This is a genomic window from Actinomycetospora soli (assembly GCF_021026295.1).
Classification (GTDB): Bacteria; Actinomycetota; Actinomycetes; order Mycobacteriales; family Pseudonocardiaceae; genus Actinomycetospora; species Actinomycetospora soli.
The window spans coordinates 203,717-228,772 of record NZ_JAJNDA010000009.1; the positions used below are offsets into that span (position 1 = coordinate 203,717).

General features: G+C 73.5%; 17 protein-coding genes. 10 read left to right on the forward strand and 7 right to left on the reverse strand.

The features are described 5' to 3' along the window. The first annotated feature begins 76 nt into the window (after nt 1-76). On the forward strand, nt 77-1,540 hold the full coding sequence (locus LN037_RS16830) for an acyl-CoA synthetase (RefSeq protein ID WP_230754640.1): 1,464 nt from the start codon (nt 77-79) through the stop codon (nt 1,538-1,540). Here LN037_RS16830 and LN037_RS16835 read toward each other — a convergent pair. Beyond that, the gene (locus LN037_RS16835; RefSeq protein ID WP_230754642.1) at nt 1,535-3,013 is read right to left on the reverse strand and encodes a Mur ligase family protein; all 1,479 of its coding nucleotides are present in this window, start codon (nt 3,011-3,013) and stop codon (nt 1,535-1,537) included. The two genes, LN037_RS16830 and LN037_RS16835, sit on opposite strands and share 6 nt — an antisense overlap. Before the next feature lie 84 nt (nt 3,014-3,097). Between LN037_RS16835 and LN037_RS16840 the strand changes: the two genes are divergently transcribed. After that, nucleotides 3,098-3,328, forward strand: a complete 231-nt coding sequence (locus LN037_RS16840) for a hypothetical protein (protein WP_230754644.1) — start codon at nt 3,098-3,100, stop codon at nt 3,326-3,328. A gap of 7 nt (nt 3,329-3,335) precedes the next feature. Here LN037_RS16840 and LN037_RS16845 read toward each other — a convergent pair whose 3' ends face one another. Continuing rightward, nucleotides 3,336-4,604: an MFS transporter gene (locus tag LN037_RS16845; protein WP_230754646.1), complete on the reverse strand. Its 1,269-nt coding sequence runs from the start codon at nt 4,602-4,604 to the stop codon at nt 3,336-3,338. Between the two features lie 117 nt (nt 4,605-4,721). Continuing rightward, entirely contained in the window at nt 4,722-5,627 is a 906-nt protein-coding gene (locus LN037_RS16850; RefSeq protein WP_230754648.1) for an acyl-CoA desaturase, read from the reverse strand. Between the two features lie 205 nt (nt 5,628-5,832). On the opposite strand from LN037_RS16850, the gene LN037_RS16855 reads away from it, so the two are divergent. The 5 genes from LN037_RS16855 to scpA all read left to right on the forward strand — a co-directional run bounded on the left by LN037_RS16855 (nt 5,833) and on the right by scpA (nt 11,967). Then, the gene (locus tag LN037_RS16855; RefSeq protein WP_230754649.1) at nt 5,833-6,231 is read left to right on the forward strand and encodes a guanyl-specific ribonuclease; all 399 of its coding nucleotides are present in this window, start codon (nt 5,833-5,835) and stop codon (nt 6,229-6,231) included. Continuing rightward, complete coding sequence (locus LN037_RS16860; RefSeq protein ID WP_230754651.1) at nt 6,228-6,554, forward strand: barstar family protein; 327 nt, start codon at nt 6,228-6,230, stop codon at nt 6,552-6,554. The genes LN037_RS16855 and LN037_RS16860 overlap by 4 nt, the downstream gene beginning before the upstream one ends. 149 nt (nt 6,555-6,703) lie before the next feature. After that, complete coding sequence (locus tag LN037_RS16865) at nt 6,704-7,759, forward strand: 3-deoxy-7-phosphoheptulonate synthase (protein ID WP_230754653.1); 1,056 nt, start codon at nt 6,704-6,706, stop codon at nt 7,757-7,759. Nucleotides 7,760-7,890: 131 nt separating this feature from the next. Then, on the forward strand, nt 7,891-9,759 hold the full coding sequence (locus LN037_RS16870) for a methylmalonyl-CoA mutase family protein (protein ID WP_230754655.1): 1,869 nt from the start codon (nt 7,891-7,893) through the stop codon (nt 9,757-9,759). Between the two features lie 3 nt (nt 9,760-9,762). Continuing rightward, nucleotides 9,763-11,967 (forward strand): methylmalonyl-CoA mutase, encoded by a 2,205-nt coding sequence (gene scpA / locus LN037_RS16875; protein ID WP_230754657.1) that lies wholly within the window; start codon nt 9,763-9,765, stop codon nt 11,965-11,967. A gap of 331 nt (nt 11,968-12,298) precedes the next feature. Here the strand turns inward: scpA and LN037_RS16880 are convergent, their stop codons facing one another. Both LN037_RS16880 and LN037_RS16885 read right to left on the reverse strand, forming a co-directional pair. Continuing rightward, nucleotides 12,299-12,721, reverse strand: a complete 423-nt coding sequence (locus LN037_RS16880; RefSeq protein WP_230754659.1) for a YrhA family protein — start codon at nt 12,719-12,721, stop codon at nt 12,299-12,301. Continuing rightward, nucleotides 12,718-15,993 carry a DEAD/DEAH box helicase gene (locus LN037_RS16885; RefSeq protein WP_230754661.1) on the reverse strand — a complete coding sequence of 1,092 codons (3,276 nt, stop codon included), beginning with the start codon at nt 15,991-15,993 and terminating at the stop codon, nt 12,718-12,720. The genes LN037_RS16880 and LN037_RS16885 overlap by 4 nt, the downstream gene beginning before the upstream one ends. Nucleotides 15,994-16,121: 128 nt before the next feature. On the opposite strand from LN037_RS16885, the gene meaB reads away from it, so the two are divergent. Further along, nucleotides 16,122-17,150 carry a methylmalonyl Co-A mutase-associated GTPase MeaB gene (gene meaB, locus LN037_RS16890; protein ID WP_230754663.1) on the forward strand — a complete coding sequence of 343 codons (1,029 nt, stop codon included), beginning with the start codon at nt 16,122-16,124 and terminating at the stop codon, nt 17,148-17,150. Between the two features lie 47 nt (nt 17,151-17,197). Here the strand turns inward: meaB and LN037_RS16895 are convergent, their stop codons facing one another. Further along, on the reverse strand, nt 17,198-18,316 hold the full coding sequence (locus LN037_RS16895; RefSeq protein WP_230754665.1) for a T6SS phospholipase effector Tle1-like catalytic domain-containing protein: 1,119 nt from the start codon (nt 18,314-18,316) through the stop codon (nt 17,198-17,200). A 2-nt stretch (nt 18,317-18,318) separates the two neighbouring features. Beyond that, the gene (locus LN037_RS16900; RefSeq protein ID WP_230754667.1) at nt 18,319-20,073 is read right to left on the reverse strand and encodes a peroxidase family protein; all 1,755 of its coding nucleotides are present in this window, start codon (nt 20,071-20,073) and stop codon (nt 18,319-18,321) included. A gap of 483 nt (nt 20,074-20,556) precedes the next feature. Here LN037_RS16900 and LN037_RS16905 point away from each other — a divergent pair, with 483 nt between their 5' ends. Together LN037_RS16905 and LN037_RS16910 are read left to right on the forward strand one after the other, a co-directional pair. Continuing rightward, the gene (locus LN037_RS16905) at nt 20,557-23,295 is read left to right on the forward strand and encodes a helix-turn-helix transcriptional regulator (RefSeq protein ID WP_230754669.1); all 2,739 of its coding nucleotides are present in this window, start codon (nt 20,557-20,559) and stop codon (nt 23,293-23,295) included. 83 nt (nt 23,296-23,378) lie between these two features. After that, the gene (locus tag LN037_RS16910; protein ID WP_305058743.1) at nt 23,379-25,037 is read left to right on the forward strand and encodes a catalase; all 1,659 of its coding nucleotides are present in this window, start codon (nt 23,379-23,381) and stop codon (nt 25,035-25,037) included. The last annotated feature ends 19 nt before the right edge of the window (nt 25,038-25,056 follow it).

A 25,056-nucleotide genomic window follows, 5' to 3' on the forward strand; every position in this document is an offset into this window, starting at 1 on the left:
GGAGGTTGCGCGCGCGCCGGGGGCCGGGCGCGTGAGAATGTGCTCCGCTCCCCGATGAGGTGTTGGAGGTCCTTCGGTGCCCCTGTTGCGCGCGCTGCTCGACGGCGGCCTCGACGATCCCGAGGCGGTCCGGATCGGCGACACCGCGTTCTCCGGTCCGGAGCTGTTGGGGGCGGCGGCGGTGGTGGCCGACGAGATCGCCGACCGGAGCGCCCCGGGGTCGCCGGTCGCGGTGGGCGCCACGCCGACCGCGGAGACCGTCGTCGCGATCGTCGGCTGCCTGCTCGCGGGCGCGCCCGTGGTGCCGGTCCCGCCCGACTCCGGGCCGGCCGAGCGGGCGCACGTGCTCACCGACTCGGGCGCGACCACGTGGTTCGGCGAGAAGCCGCGCGACGTCACGCTCACCGCTCGCCGGGTCGACCTCTCGCGCCGTGCGGGCCACGCCGTGTCCGAGGCCGCGGGCGACGGGCCCGCGCTCATCCTCTACACGTCCGGCACGACGGGCTCGCCGAAGGGCGTGCTGCTCTCCGCCGACGCGATGGCGGTCGGGCTCGACGGCCTCGCCGACGCCTGGGCCTGGACCGACGCCGACACGCTCGCCCACGGCCTGCCGCTGTTCCACGTGCACGGGCTGGTCCTCGGGGTGTTCGGGGCGCTGCGCACCGGCTCCCGGCTGGTGCACACCGGTCGTCCGACCCCGGAGAACTACGCCGCCGCCGTCGCCGAGCACGGCGGGTCGCTCCTGTTCGGGGTGCCCACCGTCTGGTCGCGCATCGGCAACGACCCCGCCGCGGCGGCCGCGCTGACCGACGCCCGCCTGCTCGTGAGCGGGTCCGCGCCGCTCCCGGTGCCGGTGTTCGAGCGCATCCGGGAGCTGACGGGGCAGGCGCCCGTGGAGCGCTACGGCATGAGCGAGACCATGATCACGCTGGCCGTGCGGGCCGACGGCGAGCGCCGCGCCGGGTGGGTCGGGGTGCCGGTGGAGGGCGTCGAGGCGCGCCTGCGGGCGGTGACCGAGGACAGCGACGACGCAGCCGGGGAGACCCGCGTGACCGACGAGGACGTGCCGGCCGACGGCGAGTCGATCGGCGAGCTGCAGGTCCGCGGCGCGTGCCTGTTCGACGGCTACCTCAACCGGCCGGAGGCGACCGCCGGCACCTGGACCGACGACGGGTGGTTCCGCACCGGCGACGCCGCCGTCGTCGACGCGACCGGCTACCACCGCATCGTCGGCCGCCGCTCGGTCGACCTCATCAAGTCCGGCGGCTACCGCATCGGCGCGGGCGAGGTGGAGACCGCCCTGCTGGCCTACGAGGGCATCAGCGAGGCCGCCGTCGTCGGGGAGCCCGACGACGACCTCGGGCAGCGCATCGTCGCCCACGTCGTGTGCCCGGACGGCGCCGTCGACGCGCAGGCGGTGATGGACTTCGTGGGCGAGCGGCTCTCGAAGCACAAGCGGCCCCGCGAGGTCGTCGTGGTCGAGGAACTGCCCCGCAACGCGATGGGGAAGGTGCAGAAGGCGCGGCTCCGGCGCTCATAGGACGGCGCGCAGCGCACCCAGGAGGACCTCCCGGTCGTCGAAGGGTTCCGCCGTGTCCGCCCGCACGAGCGCCGGGTCGGCGCCCCGGCCGGCGACGAGCACGGTGTCCCCGGGCCCGGCCGCGCCGACGGCGTGGGCGATGGCGGCGCGCCGGCCCGGGCGCGTCACCACGCGGGCTCCCCGGGCGCCGTGGGCGCCCGCCGCGACCGCCGCGCGCAGGGCCGCGGGCTCCTCGTCGTGCGGGCTCTCGTCGGTGACCACCACGAGGTCGGCGCGCTCGGCGACGCAGCGGCCCAGGGCGGTGCGCTTGCTGCGGTCGCGCCCGCCGGTGGCCCCGAGCACGACGACGAGCCGGCCCGGCGTGATCCGGCGCAGGAACGGCAGCACCCGCAGGTGGCCGCCGACGTTGTGGGCGAAGTCGACCAGGGCGAGGAAGGGCTGTCCGGCGTCGACGACCTCCAGGCGCCCGGGCAGGGCGTGGACGCCCTCCAGCCCGCGCACGGCGGCCGCGGGATCGGCCCCGGAGCCGACCGCCGCGGCGAGCGCGGCCAGCGCGTTCGGCACCTGGTGCGCGCCCAGTACGCGGAGCCGCACGCGGAGGTCGACGTCGGGTCCGCACGCCCGGAACGTGGTCCCGGAGGCGTCGGTCGCGACGTCGAGCGCGCGCCAGTCCGCGGGGCGTCCGGTCGCCGAGACGGTGGTCAGGGGGCACGCGGTCCACGCGGCCAGCCGTCGCCCGGCGTCGTCGTCGACCACGACGACGGCGGCCTCGGCCCGGTCGGGCGTGAAGAGCGAGGCCTTGGCGGCGTAGTAGTTCTCGAGGTCGGTGTGCAGGTCGAGGTGGTCGGGGCTGAGGTTGGTGAACACCGCGGTCCGGAAACGGGTCCCCGCGACCCGGTGCAGGGCGAGGCCGTGGCTCGACACCTCGAGCGTCACGTCGTCCGCCGCCGCGGCCCGGCAGCGCGCGAGCAGGTCCTGGACGTCGGGTGCCTCGGCGGTGGTGCGCTCCGCGGGCCGCTCGTCGTCGCCGGTCCGTACGACGAGGCTGCTCGCGGTCCCGGTCCGTCGTCCCGCGGCCCGCAGGGCGGCGTCGAGCAGGTGGACGGTGCTGGTCTTGCCGTTCGTGCCGGTCACGCCGTGGACCGCGAGCGCGTGCGAGGGGTCGTCTCGCAGCCACGCGGCCAGCGGGCCGAGCACCCGGCGCGGGTCGGGGACGACGAGGCTGGGGAGCTCCGGCGACGCGCGGTCGGACAGGAGGGCGACCGCGCCGGCGACCCATGCCTCGTGCGCGGACTCCGCGCCGTGGGCGTGCGCGCCGGGCAGCCCGGCGAACAGGTCGCCGGGGCGGACCCGGCGGCTGTCGAGGGTCACGGCCCGCACGACGTCGGGCCGGCGCCGCTCGGGCAGCTCGAGCCGGACCGTGGGCGCGTGGGCGCGCAGGAAGGCGACGAGCTCGTCCACCGTGCGCGCCACACCGCCTCCTCCGGACGCGGGGGGATCGGGTCCGACCCGCTCCCGGCAAACGCCGACTACCCTCCGGGGCGGGGAGGTGCGGCCGTGACCGACGAGGAGCTGATCGTCGCCTTCGCGCTGACGCGCCTGGACCACCCCGGTCTCGATCTCGAGGAGATCGCGTCGTTGCTGGTCCGCCGGCTCGGCCCGGACCGCACGCTCGACATGGCGCAGCAGAACCTCGCCGACCGCGGCGAGCTCCGCGGGTCGCTGTTCGCCGCCGCCGTCGAGCGCGTGATGCGGGTGGTGCTGACGCTGCGGGACGCGCCGGGCTGACCCGGGCTCACCCGGCCGTCGGTCGCGGGAGCAGCAGGACCAGCAGCGCCGCCAGGGCGGCGGGGACCGCGAAGGCCACGAAGTTCATCGCGAAGCCCAGGCCGGAGGCGACCACGAGCCCGCCGTAGAGGGGCCCGGCGATCGCACCGAGGCGGCCGATCCCGAGCGCCCAGCCCAGGGCCGCCGCCCGCAGGTGCTCCGGGTACGACGTCGCGGTGAAGGAGTTGACGAGGATCGTCGTGCCGATCGTGCACGCGCCGGCGACCGCGATGACGGCCAGCAGTAGCGGCGTCGGCAGGGGCGTCGTCAGCACCAGGATCGCCGCGGCCGCCGTCAGGAACATCCCGACGACGACGCGGCGCGCCCCGACGCGGTCGGCGAGGGCGCCGAGCAGGGGTGTGCCGACGATGGCGCCGAGGTTGAGGGCGAGCAGGAACGCCAGCGCCCCGCCGAGCGCGTAGCCGGCCTGCCGCATGATCTGCGCGAGCCAGGTGTTCAGGCCGTAGACCAGCAGCAGCCCGATCCCGGTGACGAGCCAGAACAGCAGCGTGGTGCGCGGCGTCGCGAGCAGTTCGCGCAGCGGGGTCCGTCGGGCCGGTCCCGCGGCGACCGGCTCCGGGGCGCCGTAGCGCCGGGCGAGGGCGACGGCCTCCTCGGCGCGGCCCTGCGCGAGCAGGTACGCCGGGGACTCCGGCAGCGCGGCGACGACCACCACCAGCAGCACGAGGCCCACCGCGGCCCCGGCCCAGAACAGCGACCGCCACCCGAGGGCCTCGAGCATGGTGATCCCGCCGAGGGCGGCCAGCACCCCGCCGACCGAGTAGCCGGAGAACATCAGCGCGTTGGCGGCGTTGCGCCGCCCGGCGGGCGCGTACTCGACGGTGAGGGCGATCGCGGTGGGGACGACGCCGCCCAGCCCGATGCCCGCGACGAGGCGCAGCACCCCGAAGACCTCCGGGCCCGGCGCGAGGGCGCACAGCGCCATGGCGACCGAGAACCACGCGATGCAGCCGATCATCAGGCGCCGCCGTCCGACCCGGTCGGTGACGACGCCCGCGAGCAGGGCGCCGGCCAGCATGCCGACGAGGGCGGCGGAGCCGATGCGGCCCGCGGCGGCGGCCGAGAGCGCCCACTCGCCGGAGACGAGGGCCGGGAGGACGCTGCCGTAGACGATCAGGTCGTAGCCGTCGACGACGATCGCGAGCCAGCACAGCCCGATGACGAGGGCGGGGGAGCGCGTCGCGGTGCCGACGGGCGGACGGGTCGTCTCGGTCATGGCGCACTCCCGGCGGCGAATCGGGCGAATGCGACATGCCTAGAGCGCGCGTGCGGCGTCGGTCAAGCCGTGCGGCGGACCGTGCGGCCCCCGGTCCGGATCGGGACCCCCGACGTCCTAGCCGGTCGCGCGCAGCTTCGCGAGACGCTCCTCGCGCGGCCAGCGGACGTTCCAGGCCCAGCCGAGCTTCTCGAACACGCGGATGGTCTCCGCCGACAGGTCGATCTCGAACCGGCCCACGCCGTGGCGGGCGGAGGTCGGGTCGGCGTGGTGGAGGTTGTGCCAGGACTCGCCCATCGACAGCAGCGCGAGCGGCCACACGTTGGTCGAGCGGTCGCGCGCCTTCCACGGCCGCTCGCCGACCATGTGGCAGATCGAGTTGGTCGACCAGGCCACGTGGTGGGACAGGCACACCCGCACCAGACCGGCCCAGAAGAACGCGGTGAACGCACCCCAGACCGACCACGTCGCGAGCCCGCCGATCGCGGCCGGGACGACGAACGAGGCCGCGGTGATCCAGCCGAAGGCCCGGCTGACCCGCACCACGTCCGGGTCGGCGAGCAGGTCCGGGCAGTAGCGCTGCTGGTCGGTGAGCGAGCGCTCGAGGATCCAGCCCATGTGGGCGTGCCAGAACCCCTTGGCCAACGCGGCCGGGGAGGTGCCGTAGCGCCACGGGGAGTGCGGGTCGCCCTCCTTGTCGGCGAAGGCGTGGTGGCGACGGTGGTCGGCCACCCAGTGCAGCACCGGTCCCTGCACCGCGAGGGAGCCGGCGACGGCCAGGGCGATCCGCAACGCCCGCCCGCACCGGAAGGCGCCGTGGGTGAAGTAGCGGTGGAAGCCGACGGTGACGCCGAGCATGGAGATCACGTAGAGCACCACGGTGAGGCCGACGTCCAGCCACGAGAGGCCCCAGCCCCAGGCCAGCGGCACGGCCGCGAGCAGGGCGAGGAACGGCACGATGACGACGAGATAGGTCATCACGTGCGGGGCGAGCGGGCGTGGATGGACATGGGTCGTCGTCATCGGTTCCTCACGCTACGGGCGGCGGGTGACCGTCGCGGGTCGCATCCGGAGCAACCGGACGGCTGCCAGGTGTCCGCCGCTTCCCGATCCGGACCCGGGGCAAACGCGACGTGACCGGTGGATGACGTTACGCAGCCGTGGCTGGCTCCCGAACGAGTGGTGCGGTCACGATCCGTCGGTGCTCACTCGCTCACTGTTCATCAGCATGCTCCTCGCTGCCCTGATCGGACTCGTGCCGGCGGCCGCGTGCGCCGCTCCCGCTGCGCCCGCCGTCGGGACCGTGACATCCGTCGCATCGGCCGTTCCCGGGTCCGACTCCGGCCTGCCCGTGCGGGCGCTCTCGAGCCTGCCGTCCCAGGCGACCGACACGGTCCGGCTGATCCAGCGGGGCGGGCCGTACCCGTACAGCCAGGACGGGACCGTGTTCGGCAACCGCGAGGGCGTGCTCCCGGCCCGGTCGAGCGGCTACTACCACGAGTACACGGTGATCACGCCGGGCTCGTCGGACCGTGGCGCCCGACGGATCGTCACCGGCTCGTCGGCCGAGTACTACTACACGGGTGATCACTACGAGAGCTTCGTCGTCGTGGACGTGAGCCGATGACCGATCTGCACGCGGCCGCGACCCGCGCCCGGGAACGGGCGCGGACCGTCGGCGTGGTGGCCGAGGTCGCCGACAAGCAGTCCACCCTCACGGCGATCGGCCGGGCCCTGCAGTTCCCCGGGTACGTCGCCGCGAACCTCGACGCGCTCGAGGAGAGCGTCCGCGACCTGTCGTGGCTGCCCGCGGGCCCGGTCGAGCTCGTCTGGGTCGACGGCCCGCTGCGCGACGCGGACCCGCCGACCCACCGGGCCATCCAGGAGATCCTCGACGGGGCGGCCGGCACGGAGGGCGATCGTCCGTTCCGGGTCACGCGTGTAGGGTGATCGCCGTGCAGCGCTGGTACCGGTTTACGTGCCCGGCCCGGGAGGGGTCGGCGGGTAGACCGCTGCGCTAGACCCCATCCCGCGAGCCGTTCCCGGCTCGCGGTGCACGTCGGCGGGTCGGGTCCGGTTCCTTCTCCCTGGAGCCCCCGATGACCGCCCTGATCGACGCCGGACCGCTCGACGGTGCCCGGACCGTCGCCGTCACGCCCCTGCCCTCACCCGCCCTGCTGCGGCACGAACTGCCCGCCTCCGACCGGGTCGCGGACGCCGTCCGTCGTGGCCGCGCCGGCGCCGAGGCGATCCTGCGCGGCGAGGACGACCGCCTGCTCGTGGTCGTCGGCCCGTGCTCGATCCACGACGTCGACGCCGCGCGGGAGTACGGCGCCCGCCTGGCCGCCGAGGCCGAGCGGCACGCCGATCGCCTGCACGTCGTCATGCGGACCTACTTCGAGAAGCCGCGCTCCACGGTCGGCTGGAAGGGTCTGATCAACGACCCGGGCCTGGACGGCTCGTTCGACGTCGCCCGCGGGCTGCGGACCGCCCGGTCGCTCATGCTCGACCTGGCCGAGCTCGGGCTGCCCCTCGGCTGCGAGTTCCTCGACCCGATCACCCCGCAGTACCTCGCCGACCTCGTCTCCTGGGGCTCGATCGGCGCGCGCACCGCGGCGAGCCAGGTCCACCGCCAGCTCGCGAGCGGGCTGTCGATGCCGATCGGGATCAAGAACGGGACCGACGGCGACGTCGGGGTCGCGGTCGACGCGATCGGGGCGGCCGCGGCGCCGCACGCGTTCATGGGCGTCACGCCCGAGGGCCTGGCGGGGCTCATCACCACCACGGGGAACGCCGACGCGCACCTGATCCTGCGCGGCGGCTCGTCCGGCACCAACTACGACGAGGCCTCGGTGGCCGCGGCCTGCGCGGCGCTGCGGACGGCGGGGCACGGCGGCCGGGTCGTCGTCGACGCCAGCCACGGCAACTCGGGCAAGGACCACCGTCGCCAGCCCGCCGTCGTCGCCGACCTCGCGCGGCAGCGCGCCGCGGGCGGGCCGGTGGCCGGCGTGATGGTCGAGAGCTTCCTCGTCGAGGGTCGCCAGGCGATCGGGCCGGACATGGTGCGCGGGCGCAGCGTCACCGACGCCTGCGTCGGGTGGGACACGACGGTGTCGCTGCTGGACGAGCTCGCGTCAGCGGTGGCCCACCGCTGACGTCAGGTGTCAGCCGTGTGCCAACGCTGACGTCCGGGGGCCTGGTCTGCACCGATTCCGTGACGCATGCCGTCGTGGGATGAGCCATCGGTGTCCGACCGGTCCGCGCTGACCGTTCTACGATCCCGCCCATGACAGCACCCGAGGCGCCCGAGGAGCTCGTGCTCGCCGGCGAGTTCCCGACGCCGGCGCGCGACGCGTGGCGCGAGCTCGTCGCGGGCGTGCTCGCGAAGTCCGGGCGCGAGGTCGACCCGGCCGACGCCGAGGCGGCGCTCGCCACCGCCACCGACGACGGGTTCGGCATCGCCGCGCTCTACACCGCCGACGACGCCCCCGACGTGCCCGCCGGGGTGCCGGGACTCCCGCCGTTCACGCGGGCGTCCCGGCCGGAGGGGCACGTCGCCGACGGCTGGTACCGGCGGCAGCGCCACGCGCTCACCGACCTGGAGTCGGCGCACGACGTCGTGATGGCCGAGCTGGAGAACGGCGTCTCCTCGCTGTGGCTGGTGCTCGGCGAGGCCGGCGGCCCGGCCGTCGACGCGCTGCCCCGCCTGCTCGACGGCGTGTTCCTCGACCTCGCCCCGATCGCGCTCGAGGCCGGTCGGGACACCCCGGACGCCGCCGCCGCGCTGCTGGCGCTCGCCGACGGGAACGGCGTGACCAGCGCCCTCGGCGGGTCGCTCGGCTACGACCCGCTCCTGGCCCGGACGCGGGGCGGGGAGCCGCTGACCGACGCGTACCGGTCGGCGATGGTCGAGCACGCCCGGACCGCCGCGGAGAAGCACCCGAGCCTCGCCACGGTCGTCGCCGACGGCCTGCCCTTCCACGAGGCGGGGGGCTCCGACGGGCAGGAGCTCGGCGCCGCCCTGGCCACCGGCATCCACGCCGTCCGTCTGCTGAACGACGCCGGGCTGTCGGTCGACGACGCCTTCGCCCGCGTCGAGTTCCGCCTCGCCGCGACCGCCGACCAGTTCGCCACGCTCGCGAAGCTGCGGGCGGCCCGCCGCTGCTGGGACCGGATCGGCTCGGTCGCGGGCGCCTCCGCGGCCGCCCGCGCGATGCGCACCCACGCCGTCACCTCCCCGGCGATGCTCACCGGCCGCGACCCCTGGGTGAACATCCTGCGCACCACGGTCGCCGCCGTCGGGGCCGGCCTCGGCGGCGCCGACGCGGTGACGGTGCTGCCGTTCGACTCCGTCCTCGGCCTGCCCGACGACTTCTCCCGCCGCGTCGCCCGCAACACCCAGGCGCTGCTGCTCGAGGAGTCCCACCTCGCGCACGTCATCGACCCGGCCGGCGGCTCCTGGTACGTCGAGTCGCTCACCGACGCCCTCGCCCACGCCGCGTGGGACGTCTTCACCGGCATCGAGCGCGACGGCGGGATCGAGGGCGTTCTCGACGACGGGTCGCTGGCGGCGGCGCTCGAGGAGACCTGGACCGCGCGCGCCGACCGGATCGCGCACCGCACGGACCCGATCACCGGCGTCAGCGAGTTCCCGAACCTGCACGAGACCCTGCCGACCCGCACCGCCCCGCCGTCGGGAACGGGGGACGCCGAGGGCGGCCTGCCGCGGCGGCGCTACGCGCAGGTCTTCGAGGACCTGCGTGACCGGGCCGACGCCGCGTCGTCGCGCCCCACCGCGTTCCTCGCGACCCTCGGGTCGCTCGCGCAGTACACCGCGCGCGTCTCCTTCGCGACGAACCTGCTGCACGCCGGCGGCATCGACGTGACCGAGGGGCCGGGCGGGACCGACGTCGACGAGATCGTGTCCGCGTTCCGGTCGGCCGGGACGACCGCGGCCGTGATCGCCTCCTCGGACAAGGTCTACGCCGAGCACGCGGCGCCGCTCGCGCGGGCGCTGGCCGAGGCCGGGGCGACCCGGATCGTGCTGGCCGGATCGCCGAGGTCGCTGGACGACGACGCCCTGACCGGGCATCTGTACACCGGGTGCGACGCCGCGGCGCTGCTCACCGACCTGCTCGACGAGCTGGGGGCCTGAACCATGAGCATCGGATCGTTCGCCGACGTCGAGCTCGGCACGCCCGCCGGGGACGGCGACTGGACGGCGGCGCTGGAGGAGGCGACCGGCAAGGACGCCGACGACCTGCTCTGGGAGACCCCCGAGGGCATCGGCGTCAAGCCGCTCTACACGGCGGCCGACACCGAGGGCCTCGACTTCCTGGGGACGCTGCCCGGGCTCCCGCCGTTCCTGCGCGGGCCCTACCCGACGATGTACCGCACCCAGCCGTGGACGGTGCGCCAGTACGCCGGGTTCTCCACCGCCAAGGAGTCGAACGCGTTCTACCGGCGCAACCTCGCCGCCGGGCAGAAGGGCCTGTCGGTCGCGTTCGACCTGCCGACGCACCGCGGGTACGACTCCGACAACCCGCGCGTGTCGGGCGACGTCGGGATGGCCGGCGTGTCGATCGACTCGATCCTCGACATGCGGCAGCTCTTCGACGGCATCCCGCTGGACCGGATGTCGGTGTCGATGACCATGAACGGGGCCGTGCTCCCCGTGATGGCGCTCTACGTGGCCGCGGCCGAGGAGCAGGGCGTCGCGCCCGAGCAGCTCGCCGGGACCATCCAGAACGACATCCTCAAGGAGTTCATGGTCCGCAACACCTACATCTACCCGCCGAAGCCGTCGATGCAGATCATCTCCGACATCTTCGCGTTCACCTCGCAGAAGATGCCGAAGTTCAACTCGATCTCCATCTCCGGCTACCACATCCAGGAGGCCGGGGCCTCGGCCGACCTGGAGCTCGCGTACACCCTCGCCGACGGCGTGGAGTACCTGCGGGCCGGGCGGGACGCCGGGCTCGACGTCGACAAGTTCGCGCCTCGGTTGTCGTTCTTCTGGGGCATCGGCATGAACTACTTCATGGAGATCGCCAAGATGCGGGCCGCGCGCCTGCTCTGGGCGAAGCTCGTGAAGGGGTTCGGGGCGAAGAACGACAAGTCGCTGTCGCTGCGGACCCACTCGCAGACCTCGGGCTGGTCGTTGACCGCGCAGGACGTCTACAACAACGTCGTCCGCACCTGCATCGAGGCGATGGCCGCGACCCAGGGCCACACCCAGTCGCTGCACACGAACGCCCTCGACGAGGCGCTCGCGCTGCCCACCGACTTCTCCGCCCGCATCGCCCGCAACACCCAGCTGCTGCTGCAGCAGGAGTCGGGCACGACCCGGACCGTGGACCCCTGGGGCGGCTCGGCGTACGTCGAGCGCCTGACCCGGGAGCTCGCGGGCCGGGCCTGGGCGCACATCGAGGAGGTCGAGAACACCGGCGGCATGGCGAAGGCCATCGACGAGGGCCTCCCGAAGATGCGCATCGAGGAGGCCGCGGCCCGCACGCAGGCGCGGATCGACTCCGGGCGCCAGGCGCTCATCGGGGTCAACAAGTACCCGCTGCTCGGCGGCGAGGACGTCGAGGTGCTCAAGGTCGACAACGCCGACGTGCTGCGCCAGCAGGTCGCGCGGCTCGAGGAGCTGCGGGACGGCCGGGACGGTGACGCCGTCGAGTCGGCGCTCCACGCCCTGACGAACGCCGCGTCCGAGGCGGCCGAGGGGAAGCGCGGCTCCGACCTCGACGGCAACCTGCTCAAGCTCGCGATCGACGCCGCCCGGGTGCACGCCTCGGTCGGCGAGATCTCCGACGCGCTGGAGAAGGTCTACGGCCGGCACCGCTCGGACGTCCGGACGATCTCCGGGGTCTACCGTGACGAGGTGGGCGAGAACTCCGCGGTGGAGCAGGCGCGGTCGGCGGCCGCCGCGTTCGAGGAGGCCGAGGGACGTCGTCCCCGCATCCTCGTCGCGAAGATGGGTCAGGACGGCCACGACCGCGGCCAGAAGGTGATCGCCACCGCGTTCGCCGACCTCGGCTTCGACGTCGACGTGGGCCCGCTGTTCCAGACACCCGAGGAGGTCGCGCGCCAGGCCGTCGAGGCCGACGTGCACGTCGTCGGGGTGTCGTCGCTCGCGGCCGGGCACCTCACGCTCGTGCCGGCGCTGCGTGACGCGCTGGCCGAGCTGGGCGCCTCGGAGATCCTCATCGTGGCCGGTGGCGTGATCCCGCCCGGCGACTACGACGAGCTCTACGCGGGCGGCGCGACGGCGATCTTCGGTCCGGGCACCGTGATCGCCGACGCGGCGACGGAGCTGCTGGGGTCGCTGCGGGAGAAGCTGGGGCACTCGGCGTCCTGATCCCCGCCGCGCGAGGGGAGCTTTCACGCCACAAGAGCGCTCGAATCCTCCCCTCACGGAGCTGGGGTGCTCGGCTGCCGGCGCGCGCTCGGCGCGAGTGGCACGTGACGCAGGTCTTGGGGCGCCCGGACCTGCGTGGGTGACCACTCGCGAGCGGGGTGCTCGGCTGCGGCGCGAGTGGCACACGGCGCAGGTTTCGGGGCGCCTGGACCTGCGTGGGTGACCACTCGCGAGCGGCGGGGTACTCGGCCGCCCGCGCGCTCGGCGCGAATGGTGCATGGCGCAGGTTCCGGGGCGCCCGGACCTGCGTCAGTGACCACTCGCGGCGGGCTCAGAGGCGAGCGGTGAGCAGTTCGACCAGGGCGGCGGTGACGTCGGGGAACGTCCCGGCCACGTCACCGCCCACCTTGTCGAGCAGGCGTGGCCCGGTGCCGTCGAGCGTCACGACGAGCAGGTCCATGTCGGTGTCGCCGAGCACGAGGACGTCGGCGCGCCCCGGGGCCTCCCGCCAGACGCGGTTCATCTCCACCAGCCCCGGGCCGGACGCACTGCCGTAGAGCACCAGCCCGTCGTGATCGAGCCCGTCGCAGTGCTGCAGGAACTCCGTGTACGCGGCGGGCAGGTCGGCGCCGAACTCCTCGGAGAGCGCTGCACGCACCGCGGCGACACCCGCCCGCCCGGCCGGTGCCCGCACGATCTCGCCGTGCCGACGCTTGTCAGCGAGGACCCGGGCGAGCACCTCGCCGAGGGTCACGAGATCAGCGCACGGATGTCGTCGGCGTCGAGCGTGGCCGCGAAGGCCGCACCGTCGTCCATGACCCCGGCGGTGAGTTCAGCCTTCCGCTGCGCGAGCGCCCGCACCTTCTCCTCGACCGTGTCCTGCGCGATCAGCCGGTAGACCATGACCGTCCGGTCCTGGCCGATGCGGTGCGTCCGGTCGACCGCCTGCGCCTCGGTGGCGGGGTTCCACCACGGGTCGAGCAGGAAGCAGTAGTCGGCCTCGGTGAGGTTGAGCCCGAACCCGCCCGCCTTGAGGCTGATCAGGAACACGGGCGCGTCGCCGTCCTTGAACCCCGCGATCGCCGCGGCGCGGTCACGCGTGGTGCCGTCGAGGTAGGCGTAGGCGATGCCGGCCGCCTCGAGCGCCTCCCGCACGTGGGCGAGGAAGCCGGTGAACTGACTGAACACGAGGGCGCGGTGGCCGCCGCCGATGACGTCGCCGAGCTGGTCGACGAGGAGGTCGATCTTGGCCGAGCCGCCGGGCTCGTCCTCCCCGATCAGGGCGGGGTGCAGGCTCAGCTGCCGCAGCTTCGTGATCGAGGCGAGGATGGCGATCCGGTTGTCGTCGACGTCGTCGAGCAGCTGCAGGATGCGGGCCCGCTCGCGCTGCAGCACCCGCTGGTAGAGCCGCTGGTGGGCCGGGGCGAGCTCCACCGGGAGCACCTGTTCCTGCTTCGGCGGCAGGTCCGGCGCGACCTGTTCCTTGGTCCGCCGCAGCATCAGCGGCCGGATCCGCCGGCGCAGGCGTGCGAGCAGCTCGGTGCCCGTGTTCCCGCCCTTCTCGATCGGCTTCGCGAACGTCTCCCGGAACTGCTCGGAGTTCGGGAAGAGGCCCGGCGCGGTGATCGAGAGCAGCGACCACAGCTCCATGAGGTCGTTCTCCATCGGCGTGCCGGTGATCGCGAGCTTCACCGGCGCGGGCACCCGCCGGGCGCAGGAGTACACCTTGGACCGCCGGTTCTTGAGGAACTGCGCCTCGTCGAAGAGCACCGCCGACCAGCCGATGCCCTCGTGCGCCTCGACGTCGAGCCGGAAGAGCGTGTACGAGGTGACGACGACGTCGGCGCCCGCCACGATCGACGTCAGGTCCTGGCCGCGCCGCCGCAGGGTGTCGGTCAGCGCCACCACCCGCAGCGCGGGCGTGAAGCGGGCGGCCTCCGCCGTCCAGTTCGGCACGACGCTGGTGGGCGCGACGATCAGCACCGGCCCGGCGTCGGGCTCGGTCTCGCGGGCGTGGGCGATCAGGGCGAGGGCCTGCACGGTCTTCCCGAGCCCCATGTCGTCGGCGAGCACCCCGCCGAGGCGGTGCCGCGCGAGGAACGCCAGCCACTCGAAGCCGGCGCGCTGGTAGGGCCGCAGCTCCGCCCGCAGCGTGGTCGGGACCGGCGCGGGGTCGAGGGAGCCGGCGGCGAGGAGCCCGCCGACCTGCTCCCGCCACGCGTCGGCCTCCCGCGCCACGACGCCGAGCCCGGCCAGCTCCTCCCACCAGCCCGCCTGGTAGCGGCTCACCCGGAGCGGCCCGCCGGGGCGCTCCTGCATCGCGCGCGCCTCCTCGATGAGGCGGCGCAGCGCCACCAGCTCGGGCTTCTCACGCGAGAAGTACGCGCCGTCGGGCAGGAGGAGGTGCGAGCGTCCCTTCGCGAGGGCCGTGAACACGTCGCTGAACGGGACCTCGCGGCCCTCCGCGCTGATCGTGATCCCGAGGTCGAACCAGTCGGTCCCCGCGTCCGGCCCGTCCTGCGTCGCCGTGGTGGACACACCGATCGTCAGGGCGTCGCCGACCTCGCGGTAGTGCGCGGGCTCGCCGGTCCGCTCGACCCGGATCCCCGGCGTGTCCTCGAGGACGGGCAGGATCTCGGTGACGAACGAGGCCGTGCCGAGCTTGATCAGCCGGTGCGGGTTCGGCCCGTCCACCGGCCGGACCCGGAACCGCCCCCAGTCGACCGGGAGGTCGGCCAGCCGGTCCAGCGTCCTCTGCTCGGCCGGCACGTCACGGAACTCCTCGCCCGGGGCCGGCCGGTCGAGGGTGGCCCGCACGTCCGTGCCGCCGACGTCGTACGACCACTCCCAGCGCAGCGACAGGGCGTGCTCGGCACCGAAGGTCGCCTGCAGCACCAGCACGGGCGGGCCGATCCGGGGCGGGGTGAACGCGCCGTCGGACGACGTGACGCCGCGGACCTCCGCGAGCCGGGAGGCGAACCGCGACCGGAACCGGTCGACCGCCCCGGCCGGGACGCTCACGTCGGCGCCGTCGAGGGCGGCCTGCCACACCGCGCGGCCGACCGGCGGGTCGAGCCGGACCAGCGACAGCCGCGACGCGGCGGGCCCGACGCTCTCCTGCGGGACGACGGCGACCCCGTGGGCCGTGTCGCCCCCGAGGAACGCGACGGGACGCAGGTCCTGCGCCGGGGGTGCCGCGAACCGGAGCGTCGGACGGATGGCGAGGGACCCGTCGTCGGGACCGGCCGTGACGTCGAGTTCCAGCGTGGCCCGGTCCCCGTGCTCGACCGGCCCGAGGCGGTGCCGGGCGGGCAGCACCGCCAGCCCGGCGTCGGCCGCCGCGTCGAGCAGCGTCCAGAGCCGGGGGCTCGCGACGAGGGTGAGGTCGATCGTCTTCTCGTCCAGGCCGTAGCCGTAGTACCGGTACGGGAAGAACCCGGACTGCGACCGGGCGGCCTGGTGGAGCAGGTAGAGCTCCCGGACCACGGCGAGCTGGTCGGCGTCGTGCTGCGCCGGCGCGGTCGGCTGGAGCATGCGGTTCCACAGCAGCCCGCCGTACACCCAGCCCTTCGCCCCGGGCCGCATCAGCCGGGCCGTCAGCCCGCCCACGCCGTCGGGCGTGAGCTCGACCGCCAGCGGCACCTCGACCGCGGGCTCGACGGTCGGCGACGGCGGCGGCCCGAGCAGCGCCTCGAGCGTGTCCTCCCACGACGGCGTCGGCGGCGCCGGGGGTTCCGGCACGGCGGCGAACGCCATCGCCGCGACGTGCTTGCACATCGACCCGACCGGGCACGAGCACTCGCCGTCGACGAGCCGCGGGCCACCGCGCCCGCCGTCGTCGAAGCGGACGATCGTCGAGTAGATCTGTCCCTCGCCACCGCGCACGACGCCCCGCAGCTGCAGCGTGCCCCGGTGCCACTCCGCGTACAGCACCGCGCCATCCCGCGCGTACCGCCGCCCCCGCTCCGACACCACCGGGCCCAGCACCTCGGCCAACCCCTCGGCGTCGAGCCCCTCGACCGTCACACGTTCCACCATGTGAGGCCCCCTCTCGATCTCTCGGGCCCGACGGTAGAGCGGGGGTCCGACAGTCTCGTCCGGTCCCGGGTGGCGTCCCCGACGATCACCGTCGCCCGACCGGCGCCCGCCGTAGGATGACCGACCATGTCGACGACGGACCCCGGACTGGCGACGTGACCGACATCGATCTCGAGAAGTACGTCGAGGGCGTCCGGTCGGGCTCGCGACTGTGGATCGGACGGGCGATCACGCTCGTCGAGTCGACGCGCGCCGACCACCGCGACGCTGCGCAGGAACTCCTCGTCGAGCTCCTGCCGCGGGCCGGCGGGGCGAGACGGATCGGGATCTCGGGCGTACCCGGCGTCGGGAAGTCGACCTTCATCGGGGCACTGGGCTCCCAGCTGACCGCCGCCGGCAGCAAGGTCGCCGTGCTCGCGGTCGATCCCAGCTCCACCCGCTCCGGCGGCTCGATCCTCGGCGACAAGACGCGGATGGACGCGCTCGCCACCGACGACCACGCCTTCATCCGGCCGTCCCCGACGGCAGGCACGCTCGGCGGGGTCGCGAAGGCCACCCGCGAGACGATGGTCGTGATGGAGGCGGCGGGCTACGACGTCGTCATCGTCGAGACGGTCGGGGTCGGGCAGTCCGAGACCGCGGTCGCCGAGATGGTCGACTCGTTCCTCTTCCTCACCCTCGCGCGCACCGGCGACTCGCTGCAGGGGATCAAGCGCGGCATCCTCGAGATCGCCGACGTCATCGCAGTGAACAAGGCCGACGGGCCGCACGCCCGCGACGCGAAGCGCGCCGCGCGCGAGCTCGAGTCGGCGCTGAAGATGCTCCGCGGCGAGCGGGACCCGTGGACGGTGCCGGTGCTGACCTGCTCCGCGCAGGAGCGGACGGGGCTCGACGACGTCTGGTCGGCGCTCGTCGGGCACCAGGAGTTCCTCGACGAGCGCGGGGAGTTCGACGCCAAGCGCGCCCGCCAGCAGGTGGACTGGACCTGGCAGATGGTCCGCGAGCGGCTGCTGAGCAAGCTCAAGGACCACCCGCAGGTCAAGGAGCTGCGCTCCGAGCTCGAGCGCGAGGTCCTCGACGGCGAGCTCACCCCGGCCCTCGCGGCGGACCGGATCCTCGAGGCGTTCGGCTCCACCGGGGAGTGACCCGTTCCCGACGACGGGTGAGGAACCCGCCGTCGGGACCGTGGGGCTCAGGCCTGCGCCACCGGTCGGGGTCGCGCCGCACCGGCCTCGGGCCAACTCAGTGCCACTGCGGTGAGTCGACCCTCTCGTTCTGCCTCCGCGAACGACGGCGGCAGCGCCGTGCCCCGCGCCGACGAGGCCACCGACTCGTTGCGACCCACGCGCGGCGGATCGCCCACCTCGCGCCCGAACTCCCGGTCGGCCAGCCCCCCGGCCAGGCCCCACCAGAAGCCCTGCGTCGACGGCTCGCTCCCTGCGTCCGGGTGCACCGTCTTGCCGCGGCGCCGGGCCTCCCTGGTCGCAGGCCCCGGGTCCTGGAAGGCGTCGTCGACGAAGGCGAGTCCGTTCGAGTGCGCCCGCTCGGCGAGCCAGAGCAGGGCGATGTCGGACAGAGCGGCATCCGACGCGCCACCCCCGACCTCGGAGTGCACCCCACGGAACCAGACCTGCTCGACGTCCTGACCGGCTCCGCCCTGGGTCCACAGCGACGGCTGGTAGGCCTTGCGGCGCTCGTCGATGGCCAGAGCGTGGCAGGCGTGGCGCACGGACGGGCCGAGATCGGTGTTGTGGAACGCCCACCGCCCGTTCAGCACCTTGCCGAGCCTCGGGCCGGAGAACGGGATCCCGAGTGCGCCGACCGTGTCGAACACGCCGAGGAAGCGGATCTCCACGCGTCGACCGTAGGTCCGGCGGAAGAGATCGGCGGCAATCCGGCCCGACGGGTCATCGGGCTTGGTGCCGCGGTAGATCCGGTAGGCCTCATCCACCCGGTGGGCGTGTGCCGGACGGAGCAGGCCGCAGTTCTCGATGAGCCCCGCGACGCTGCGCACCGTGAAGGCACCCCGGCTGAAGCCGACGAGGTGGATCTCGTCGCCATCGTCGACGTTCTCGGCCAGGAAGCGGTATGCCTCCCGTACGTTGCGGGAGAGACCGAAGCCGAACACGCCGCCGCGAACGCGGTCGCCCACGCCCGTGCCGACCCCCGGGTCGTAGGACACGACCTGCTCGACCCCCGCGCCGTCCCGCTCCGCCACGTTGAGGGCGAACTTCACGACGTTCGTGGGGGACCCGTCGGTCGGGTCCGCCACGTTCCAGGTGCCGTCGCAGCACACGACGACGCGCTTCATCGTCACAGCACTCCGGCGAAGCGGAGCAGGTCCGCGATCTTGCCGATCGGGTTCGCGCCCAGGTCGACGAGCGTCCTGCTCCCGCCGGCGACACCCTTCGCGCGGGGGTCCCAGGCGGGTTCCTGCGCCAGGTACGACCCGGAGTCGTGTTTCAGCTGGCCGATCAACGTCTCTGCGACGATGCGTCCCCCCAGGGGCCCGAGCTGATCGCCACCGCTCAACTCGGCCTCCTTGAGCACGTAGAACCACAAGGGCGTGGCCTCCAGGAACTCGCCGTCGGTCAAGGCGTGCTTCAGGACACGGTTCGTTCCCGTGAGCAACTCGGCGGACGACAACGGGGTAAGGCCGTACTCACGCGCGACGGCCTGTCCGGTCGGTATGGCCAGCTTGTAACCGCGCAAGAGGTTGCGAACGGCGAGACGCTTGAGGATCTCTCGGACGCGGCGCGCCGTGTTGACGTCGTTGCCCTCGTTGCGCAGCTCGTCGAGCGGGAAGGCAACTCGGGTGTCGATCTTCCGTGCGAAACGAGCGGGCGACTCGTCGTTCGTCGCCGGCGGGAACCCGGGCTCGACATCCACGAGGCGGTCCCACTCCGCCGGCCAGTTGTCGGGCAGCGTGTCGGCGCCGTTGATGAAGCCCCCGCCTCCGGTGAACTGGAAGAGTTGATCGAACGTGGCTCGGGTGAAGAACCCCGTGCTCGGGTCGCCGAAGTTGCGGTTCCAGTCATATGCCGACCGAACCATGGAGTGGCCGAAGCGGTAGGCCGCGACAGAGAACTCGAGCGGCATGTAGACGCCACGCGTGGTCGGGACGAACCTCGGGGCCTCCTCGACCGCGTCGATGGCGTCCTGCGGCACCAGCCGTACGAGGAAGTCGTTGCGCACCAGCCACTGGTAGGTCCAGCGCAGCAACCTCCGCGCCTCCACGAATGTGGCGTCATTATTCTTCACCGACTCCGGAGCGGGATTCGGGAGATTCGGATCGACCAGGTTGACGGCCCGGTTGTGCGCGAGCAGGAAAGCCGTGTGCAATTGCGCGACGATGAGGTTCTCATCGTTGCGTCCGTCACCGATGCGCGCTCTGCGGATGTTCTCACCCGACTCGTGCCGAGGCAGGTCCCTGGACCTGTCGGCGCCGGCCGGCGAGATCGGTGGGATCGGGATGGTCGGGGACTGCTGGTCGTCGCCTGCGTCCGCCAGCTTCCCTTCGAGCAGTCGCGCTCCCACGAACGGAACCGCGTCGTCACCTTTGCCCTCGGGGCCGTCCCCGTAGAGCGAGTCGAGATTGAGGCTCGGTTCGCGGAGGTTCTGCAAGTGGTCGGCGACGAACTTCGGTGACGCCGGGACGAGGTGCCGGTCGACGATGCTCAGGTCGTCGTCGCGGTCGGTGTTCGCCGTGATGTCGTGGTCGATGAACTGGCCCCAGTAGGTGTAGATCGGAGTGATCGTCGAGTCGAGCGCCAGGTCCGTTGCTCCGGGCCGCGGATCGGTCGGGACGCTTTCGCTGCCGTCGTCCGCCAGGCTGTCGTCCCCCTCGACCATCGCCGAGCCGAGCGCCTTCAACGCGGCGACCACCGCCCCCGGGTCTCGGGTAGGGAGATGGTCGGCGGGCCAGCGGTCAGCGAGGTCCGGGAAGAGGTAGCCGAAGGGGGTGCCGGACGCGAAGACGTGACCGACGCCCGCCACCACACTCTCGGCGACGACATCAGTACGCCCCGACGCGTCGGGAAGGTTCTCGATCACGCGGTCGGCGAGCACCCGACCGCCGTGACGGAGATGGGCGAACGCTTTCGTGGGCGTCGGCGCCGTGGACTCGTCCGGAAGCCGAGGTGCGGGGAGAGCCACCTCGGGTGGGCTCGTGGCCGCGCTCGTCCCGTTCCCGCCGGTTGTCTGAGTCGTCATCGCGAAGCCCCCGTGGTGTCGGTGATCCGTATGTCGGAGGGACCCTCGCGGTCCTCGACGCGCGGGGGCATCGGGGAGCGCTCAGGGGTATAGCCGAGCCCAGCGCCGGCGGTCGCCCGCGTGCTGGCTGACGGTGGCTGAGCGCATGCATCGCGTCACAGAGGCGTTCATTCCGTCAGGGTTCGGTCATCGGGCGTGAGCACTTTCGGTGGTGCATCGGGGAGGTGTTCGGGGATTCGGGAGCGCTTTCCTGGGCCTTTCATCGCCCGTACCCGACAGGCGGATTCACCCACGTGCGCCACGCGGCCAGGCTGTTCGTGACGATGCGGAGGGGATCGGGTGCGACGACGGCCGACGGCGCTGAGCGCCCCGCTGGCGCGTCGGCGGGAGATCGCCCTCCTCGCCGACGAGGTGCGCTCGAAGCGTGAGGACGGCGTCGTCCGGGTGGTCCGAGGCGAGCCGGGCAGCGGGAAGACGACGCTCGTCGGGCAGGTGGCCGACCTGTCGGGTCGACGGGTGCTGCGAGCACGGGCGGCGCCGGGCGAGAGCGCCCTCCCGTTCGCCGTGGCGGCCGACCTCCTCCTCCCGCTGCGGCCCAGATTCGGGGCGCTGCCGGCCGTCCAGCGCGAGGCGCTCGAAGTGAGCCTCTCCCTCCGCTCCGGCACAGCGGGTTCCCCTCTGACGGTCTGCACAGCGGCGCTCGGGGCGCTCGCCGCGGCGGCCGAGCGGACGCCCCTGCTCGTCCTGGTCGACGATTTCCCGTGGGCCGACGCCGCCTCGCGACGCTTGCTGCTGTTCGTGGCGCACCGGCTCGCCCCCGAGCGCATCGCACTGCTCCTGACCTCGCGTGACGAGGTGCCGGACGAGCCGGACACGGCCGGCCTCCCCACGCTCGACCTCGGCCCCCTGCCCCGGGAGGAAGCCCGTGGTCTCGCGCGGGCCGCCGCCCCGGACGCCCACGACGGCGCCGTCGAGGACCTGGTGGACCAAGCGCAGGGGAACCCGCTCGCCGTCGTGGAGATGGCCCGCGAGCTCGGGGGCACGGCCGGCTCGTCGACCGTGGGGTTGCACCGGACCTGGGATGCCGCCCTCGACGCCGTTCCGGCCCGGACCGCCGAGGCGCTGGCGGTCGTCGCGCTCGGCCGGGACACCGGTCGAGCGGCGATCGAGCCCGTGCTGACCGATCTCGGGCTCGACGTCACCGACCTCGTCCCTGCCCAGGCCAGGCGCCTCGTCGTCGTCGGGAAGGACGAGGTCGTCCTGCGTCACGGCCTGCTGCGCACGGCCGTCCTCGCCCGGACGCCGCTCGAACGACGGGCGGCGGTGCTCGAGCGTTTCGCCGCGCACACCGACGAGCACCTGGCCGTGTGGTACGAGGCGGGGGCGACCAGCGGTGTGGACGACGCGCTCGCCGACCGCCTGGTCGACGCCGCACGGCGCGCTCGTGACCGCGCCGCTCCACTGGACGCGGCGCACGCCTGGGAACGAGCCGCCGGACTGACGTCCGACCCCCTCGTCCGGACCCGTCGGCTGCTCCACGCCGCGATCGACGCCCAGCTCGGAGGGCGTGTCGACCTGGCGCGGGCATGGTGTGACGAGGGCCTTCGGCTCGCGCCCACCCCGGACCTGACTGCGGACCTGGAACTGGTGCGGGCCCGGTGCCTGATGTGGTTGGGCCGTCCTCGCGCCGCCGTGGCCGGGGCCGTCCGCGCCTCGGACGCCTCGTTGGAGCACGACCCGGCACGGGCGGTCGCCCTGCGGGCCGAGGCGGCTCTGCCGTGCGCCCTGATCGGGGACGTCCAGCAGATGGTGGCGATCGCCCACGAGGTCCGCGCGATCGCCGCCCCGGCCGGGCACGACGTCCCGCTCGCCGTGTGCGCGCTGCTCGGCTACGCCGAGTCCCTGGCAGGGCGTCTGACCCGAGCGCGTGGAGCGCTCGACGAAGCGACGTGGGACGTACCGGTGGACCCGCGGCAGGACGGTCACGCGCGCGCCACGTACGCCCTCGCCTTGCACTTCGCCGAACGTCCGCGGGCGGCACGGCAGTTGGTCGACGAGGTCGTCGACTCCGCCCGTGAGGTGGGCGCGCCGGTCCTGCTCGCCTTCGCCCTGCTCGTGCGCGCGGAGATCGAGAGTGCGGCCGGACAGTGGGCGGAGGCCTACGCGGACGCCGGCGAGGGAACGGCCTGGGCCGAGGAGTTCGACCAGGTCGCCAGCCGCTCGCTCGCCGCGCTCGTGATGGCGCGGATCGACGCCGTCCGCGGTGATTCGGCCTCGTGCCGACGGCGGGTCGACGAGGCACTGGCGGTCGCGGGCCCGCACGGCTTCGACAGCATGACGGTGTATGCCGCGGCCGCCCTCGGAGCGGATGCGCTGGCTCGCGGGGACGCCGAGGCAGCAGTCGCGCACCTCGACACCGCACGAGCCCTGTGCGAGGAGCACGGCATGGCCAATCCCGTCGTCGCGCCCTTCGGCGCCGACCTCGTCGAGGCGCACCTGCACGTGGGCGACCGTGAAGGAGCCCTGGACGCGCTGGCCTGGATCGAGGCGCGCTCGGACTCCCGGCTGGGCGCGGTCGTGGCGTGTGCAGCCCGCGGGCAGCTCGCCGACGACCCGGACGAGGCGGAGTCGGCGTTCGCCGAGGCGTACCGCGGCCTCGACGCGTCGGACCGGCCTTTCGAGCGTGCTCGCATCCTCCTCGCCCACGCCGCGACCCGCCGACGGTGGCGCCGGGTCCTCTCCGCCCGTCCGCTGCTGCTCGAGGCCCGGACCCGGTTCGCCGCACTCGGGGCCGAGCCCTGGTCCGAACGAGCCCGCGCTGAGCTCGCCGCGACGGGATTCCGGCCACCGGACGAGGCGCGACCCGCCGACGCCGCCGAAGGACTGACGCCGCAGGAGTTCCAGGTCGCGAGATTCGTGAGCGAGGGACGCAACAACGTCGAGACCGCCGCGGCGTTGTTCGTCTCCCGCAAGACCGTCGAGGCCCATCTGACCCGCATCTACCGCAAGCTCGGCGTCCGGTCGCGGAAGGAGCTGGTCGCTGCGCTGCGGGATCGCGAGGCGGGTCGCCCTCGCTGAGGCGTTCGGTTCCTGACGACGGGTGGGTAGCCGCGAGGCTCGCGGCCGCCCTTCCACCCGGCCGCGTCGAGGAGGACGTCGAGATGACCGACGTGTCCAGCAAGGGACCGGAGCCGGGCGACGAGCGCGCGGTGCTGACCAACCGACAGGGCCACCCGGTCTACGACAACCAGAACCAGCGCACCGTGGGAGCCCGCGGGCCCGCGACGCTGGAGAACTACCAGTTCCTCGAGAAGATCAGCCACTTCGACCGGGAACGCATCCCGGAACGCGTCGTGCACGCACGCGGGGCGCTCTCCTACGGCTACTTCGAGGCCTACGGCGCCTGGGGCGACGAGCCGATCGAGCGCTACACGCGCGCGAAGCTCTTCGCCGAGCAGGGCAAGCGGACCGAGGTGGCCGTGCGCTTCTCCACCGTCATCGGCGGCCGGGACTCCGCGGAGACCGCCCGCGACCCCCGCGGGTTCGCGGTGAAGTTCTACACCGAGGACGGCAACTGGGACCTCGTCGGCAACAACCTGGCGGTGTTCTTCATCCGGGACGCCATCAAGTTCCCCGACGTCATCCACGCCCTCAAGCCGGACCCCGTCACGTTCCGGCAGGAGCCGAACCGGATCTTCGACTTCATGTCGCAGACGCCGGAGAGCATGCACATGCTCATGAACCTGTTCAGCCCGCGCGGCATCCCGGCGGACTACCGCCACATGCAGGGGTTCGGCGTGAACACCTACAAGTGGCTCGACGAGCAGGGCGACTCGGTGCTGGTCAAGTACCACTGGATCCCGTCGCAGGGCGTCCGGTCGATGACCGAGGCGGACGCGGCCAACATCCAGGCGACCGAGCTGGGGCACGCCACGCGCGACCTCTACGAGGCCATCGAGAACGGTGAGTTCCCCGAGTGGGAGCTGCGCGTGCAGATGATGCCCGACGGCGAGCACCCGGAGCTGGACTTCGACCCGCTCGACGACACGAAGACGTGGCCGGAGAACCTGTTCCCGGCCAAGCCGGTGGGGCGGATGGTGCTCGACCGCAACGTCGTGAACCAGTTCGCCGAGAACGAGCAGATCGCGTTCGGGACCGGCGTCCTCGTCGACGGGCTGGACTTCTCCGACGACAAGATGCTGATCGGCCGCACGTTCTCCTACTCCGACACCCAGCGCTACCGGGTGGGGCCGAACTACCTGCAGCTGCCGGTCAACCAGGCGCAGGCGCCGGTCGCGACGAACCAGCGTGACGGTCAGATGGAGTACACCGTCGACCACGGCGAGGGCACGAACCCGCACGTGAACTACGAGCCCTCGATCCACGGCGGGCTGCGCGAGGCGCAGTACCCGCACCACGACGAGCAGGGCCCGGAGATCCACGGCCGGCTGACCCGCAAGCGCATCCCGCTCACCGAGGACTACCGGCAGGCCGGCCAGCGCTACCTGCTGCTCGACGACTGGGAGCGCGACGACCTGGTGGGCAACTTCGTGACGTTGCTCGGCCAGTGCGAGCGGGACGTCCAGGAGCGCATGGTCGGGCACTTCTTCCTCGTGGAGGACGAGCTGGGGGAACGGGTCGGGGACGGTCTGGGCATCAAGGCCTCCGACGTGTCCCACCTCGAGCCGCTGGCGAGCCAGACCCTGTCGTCCGAGGACGAGCAGCGCCGGGCGAACCTCGGCAGCAACGGCCGCCGGAGCGTCCAGGGGCTGACGATGACCCACTGCGTTCCCGACGAGCGGCTCGTGACCACCCGCTGAGCCGACCGGCCCGCCGCCG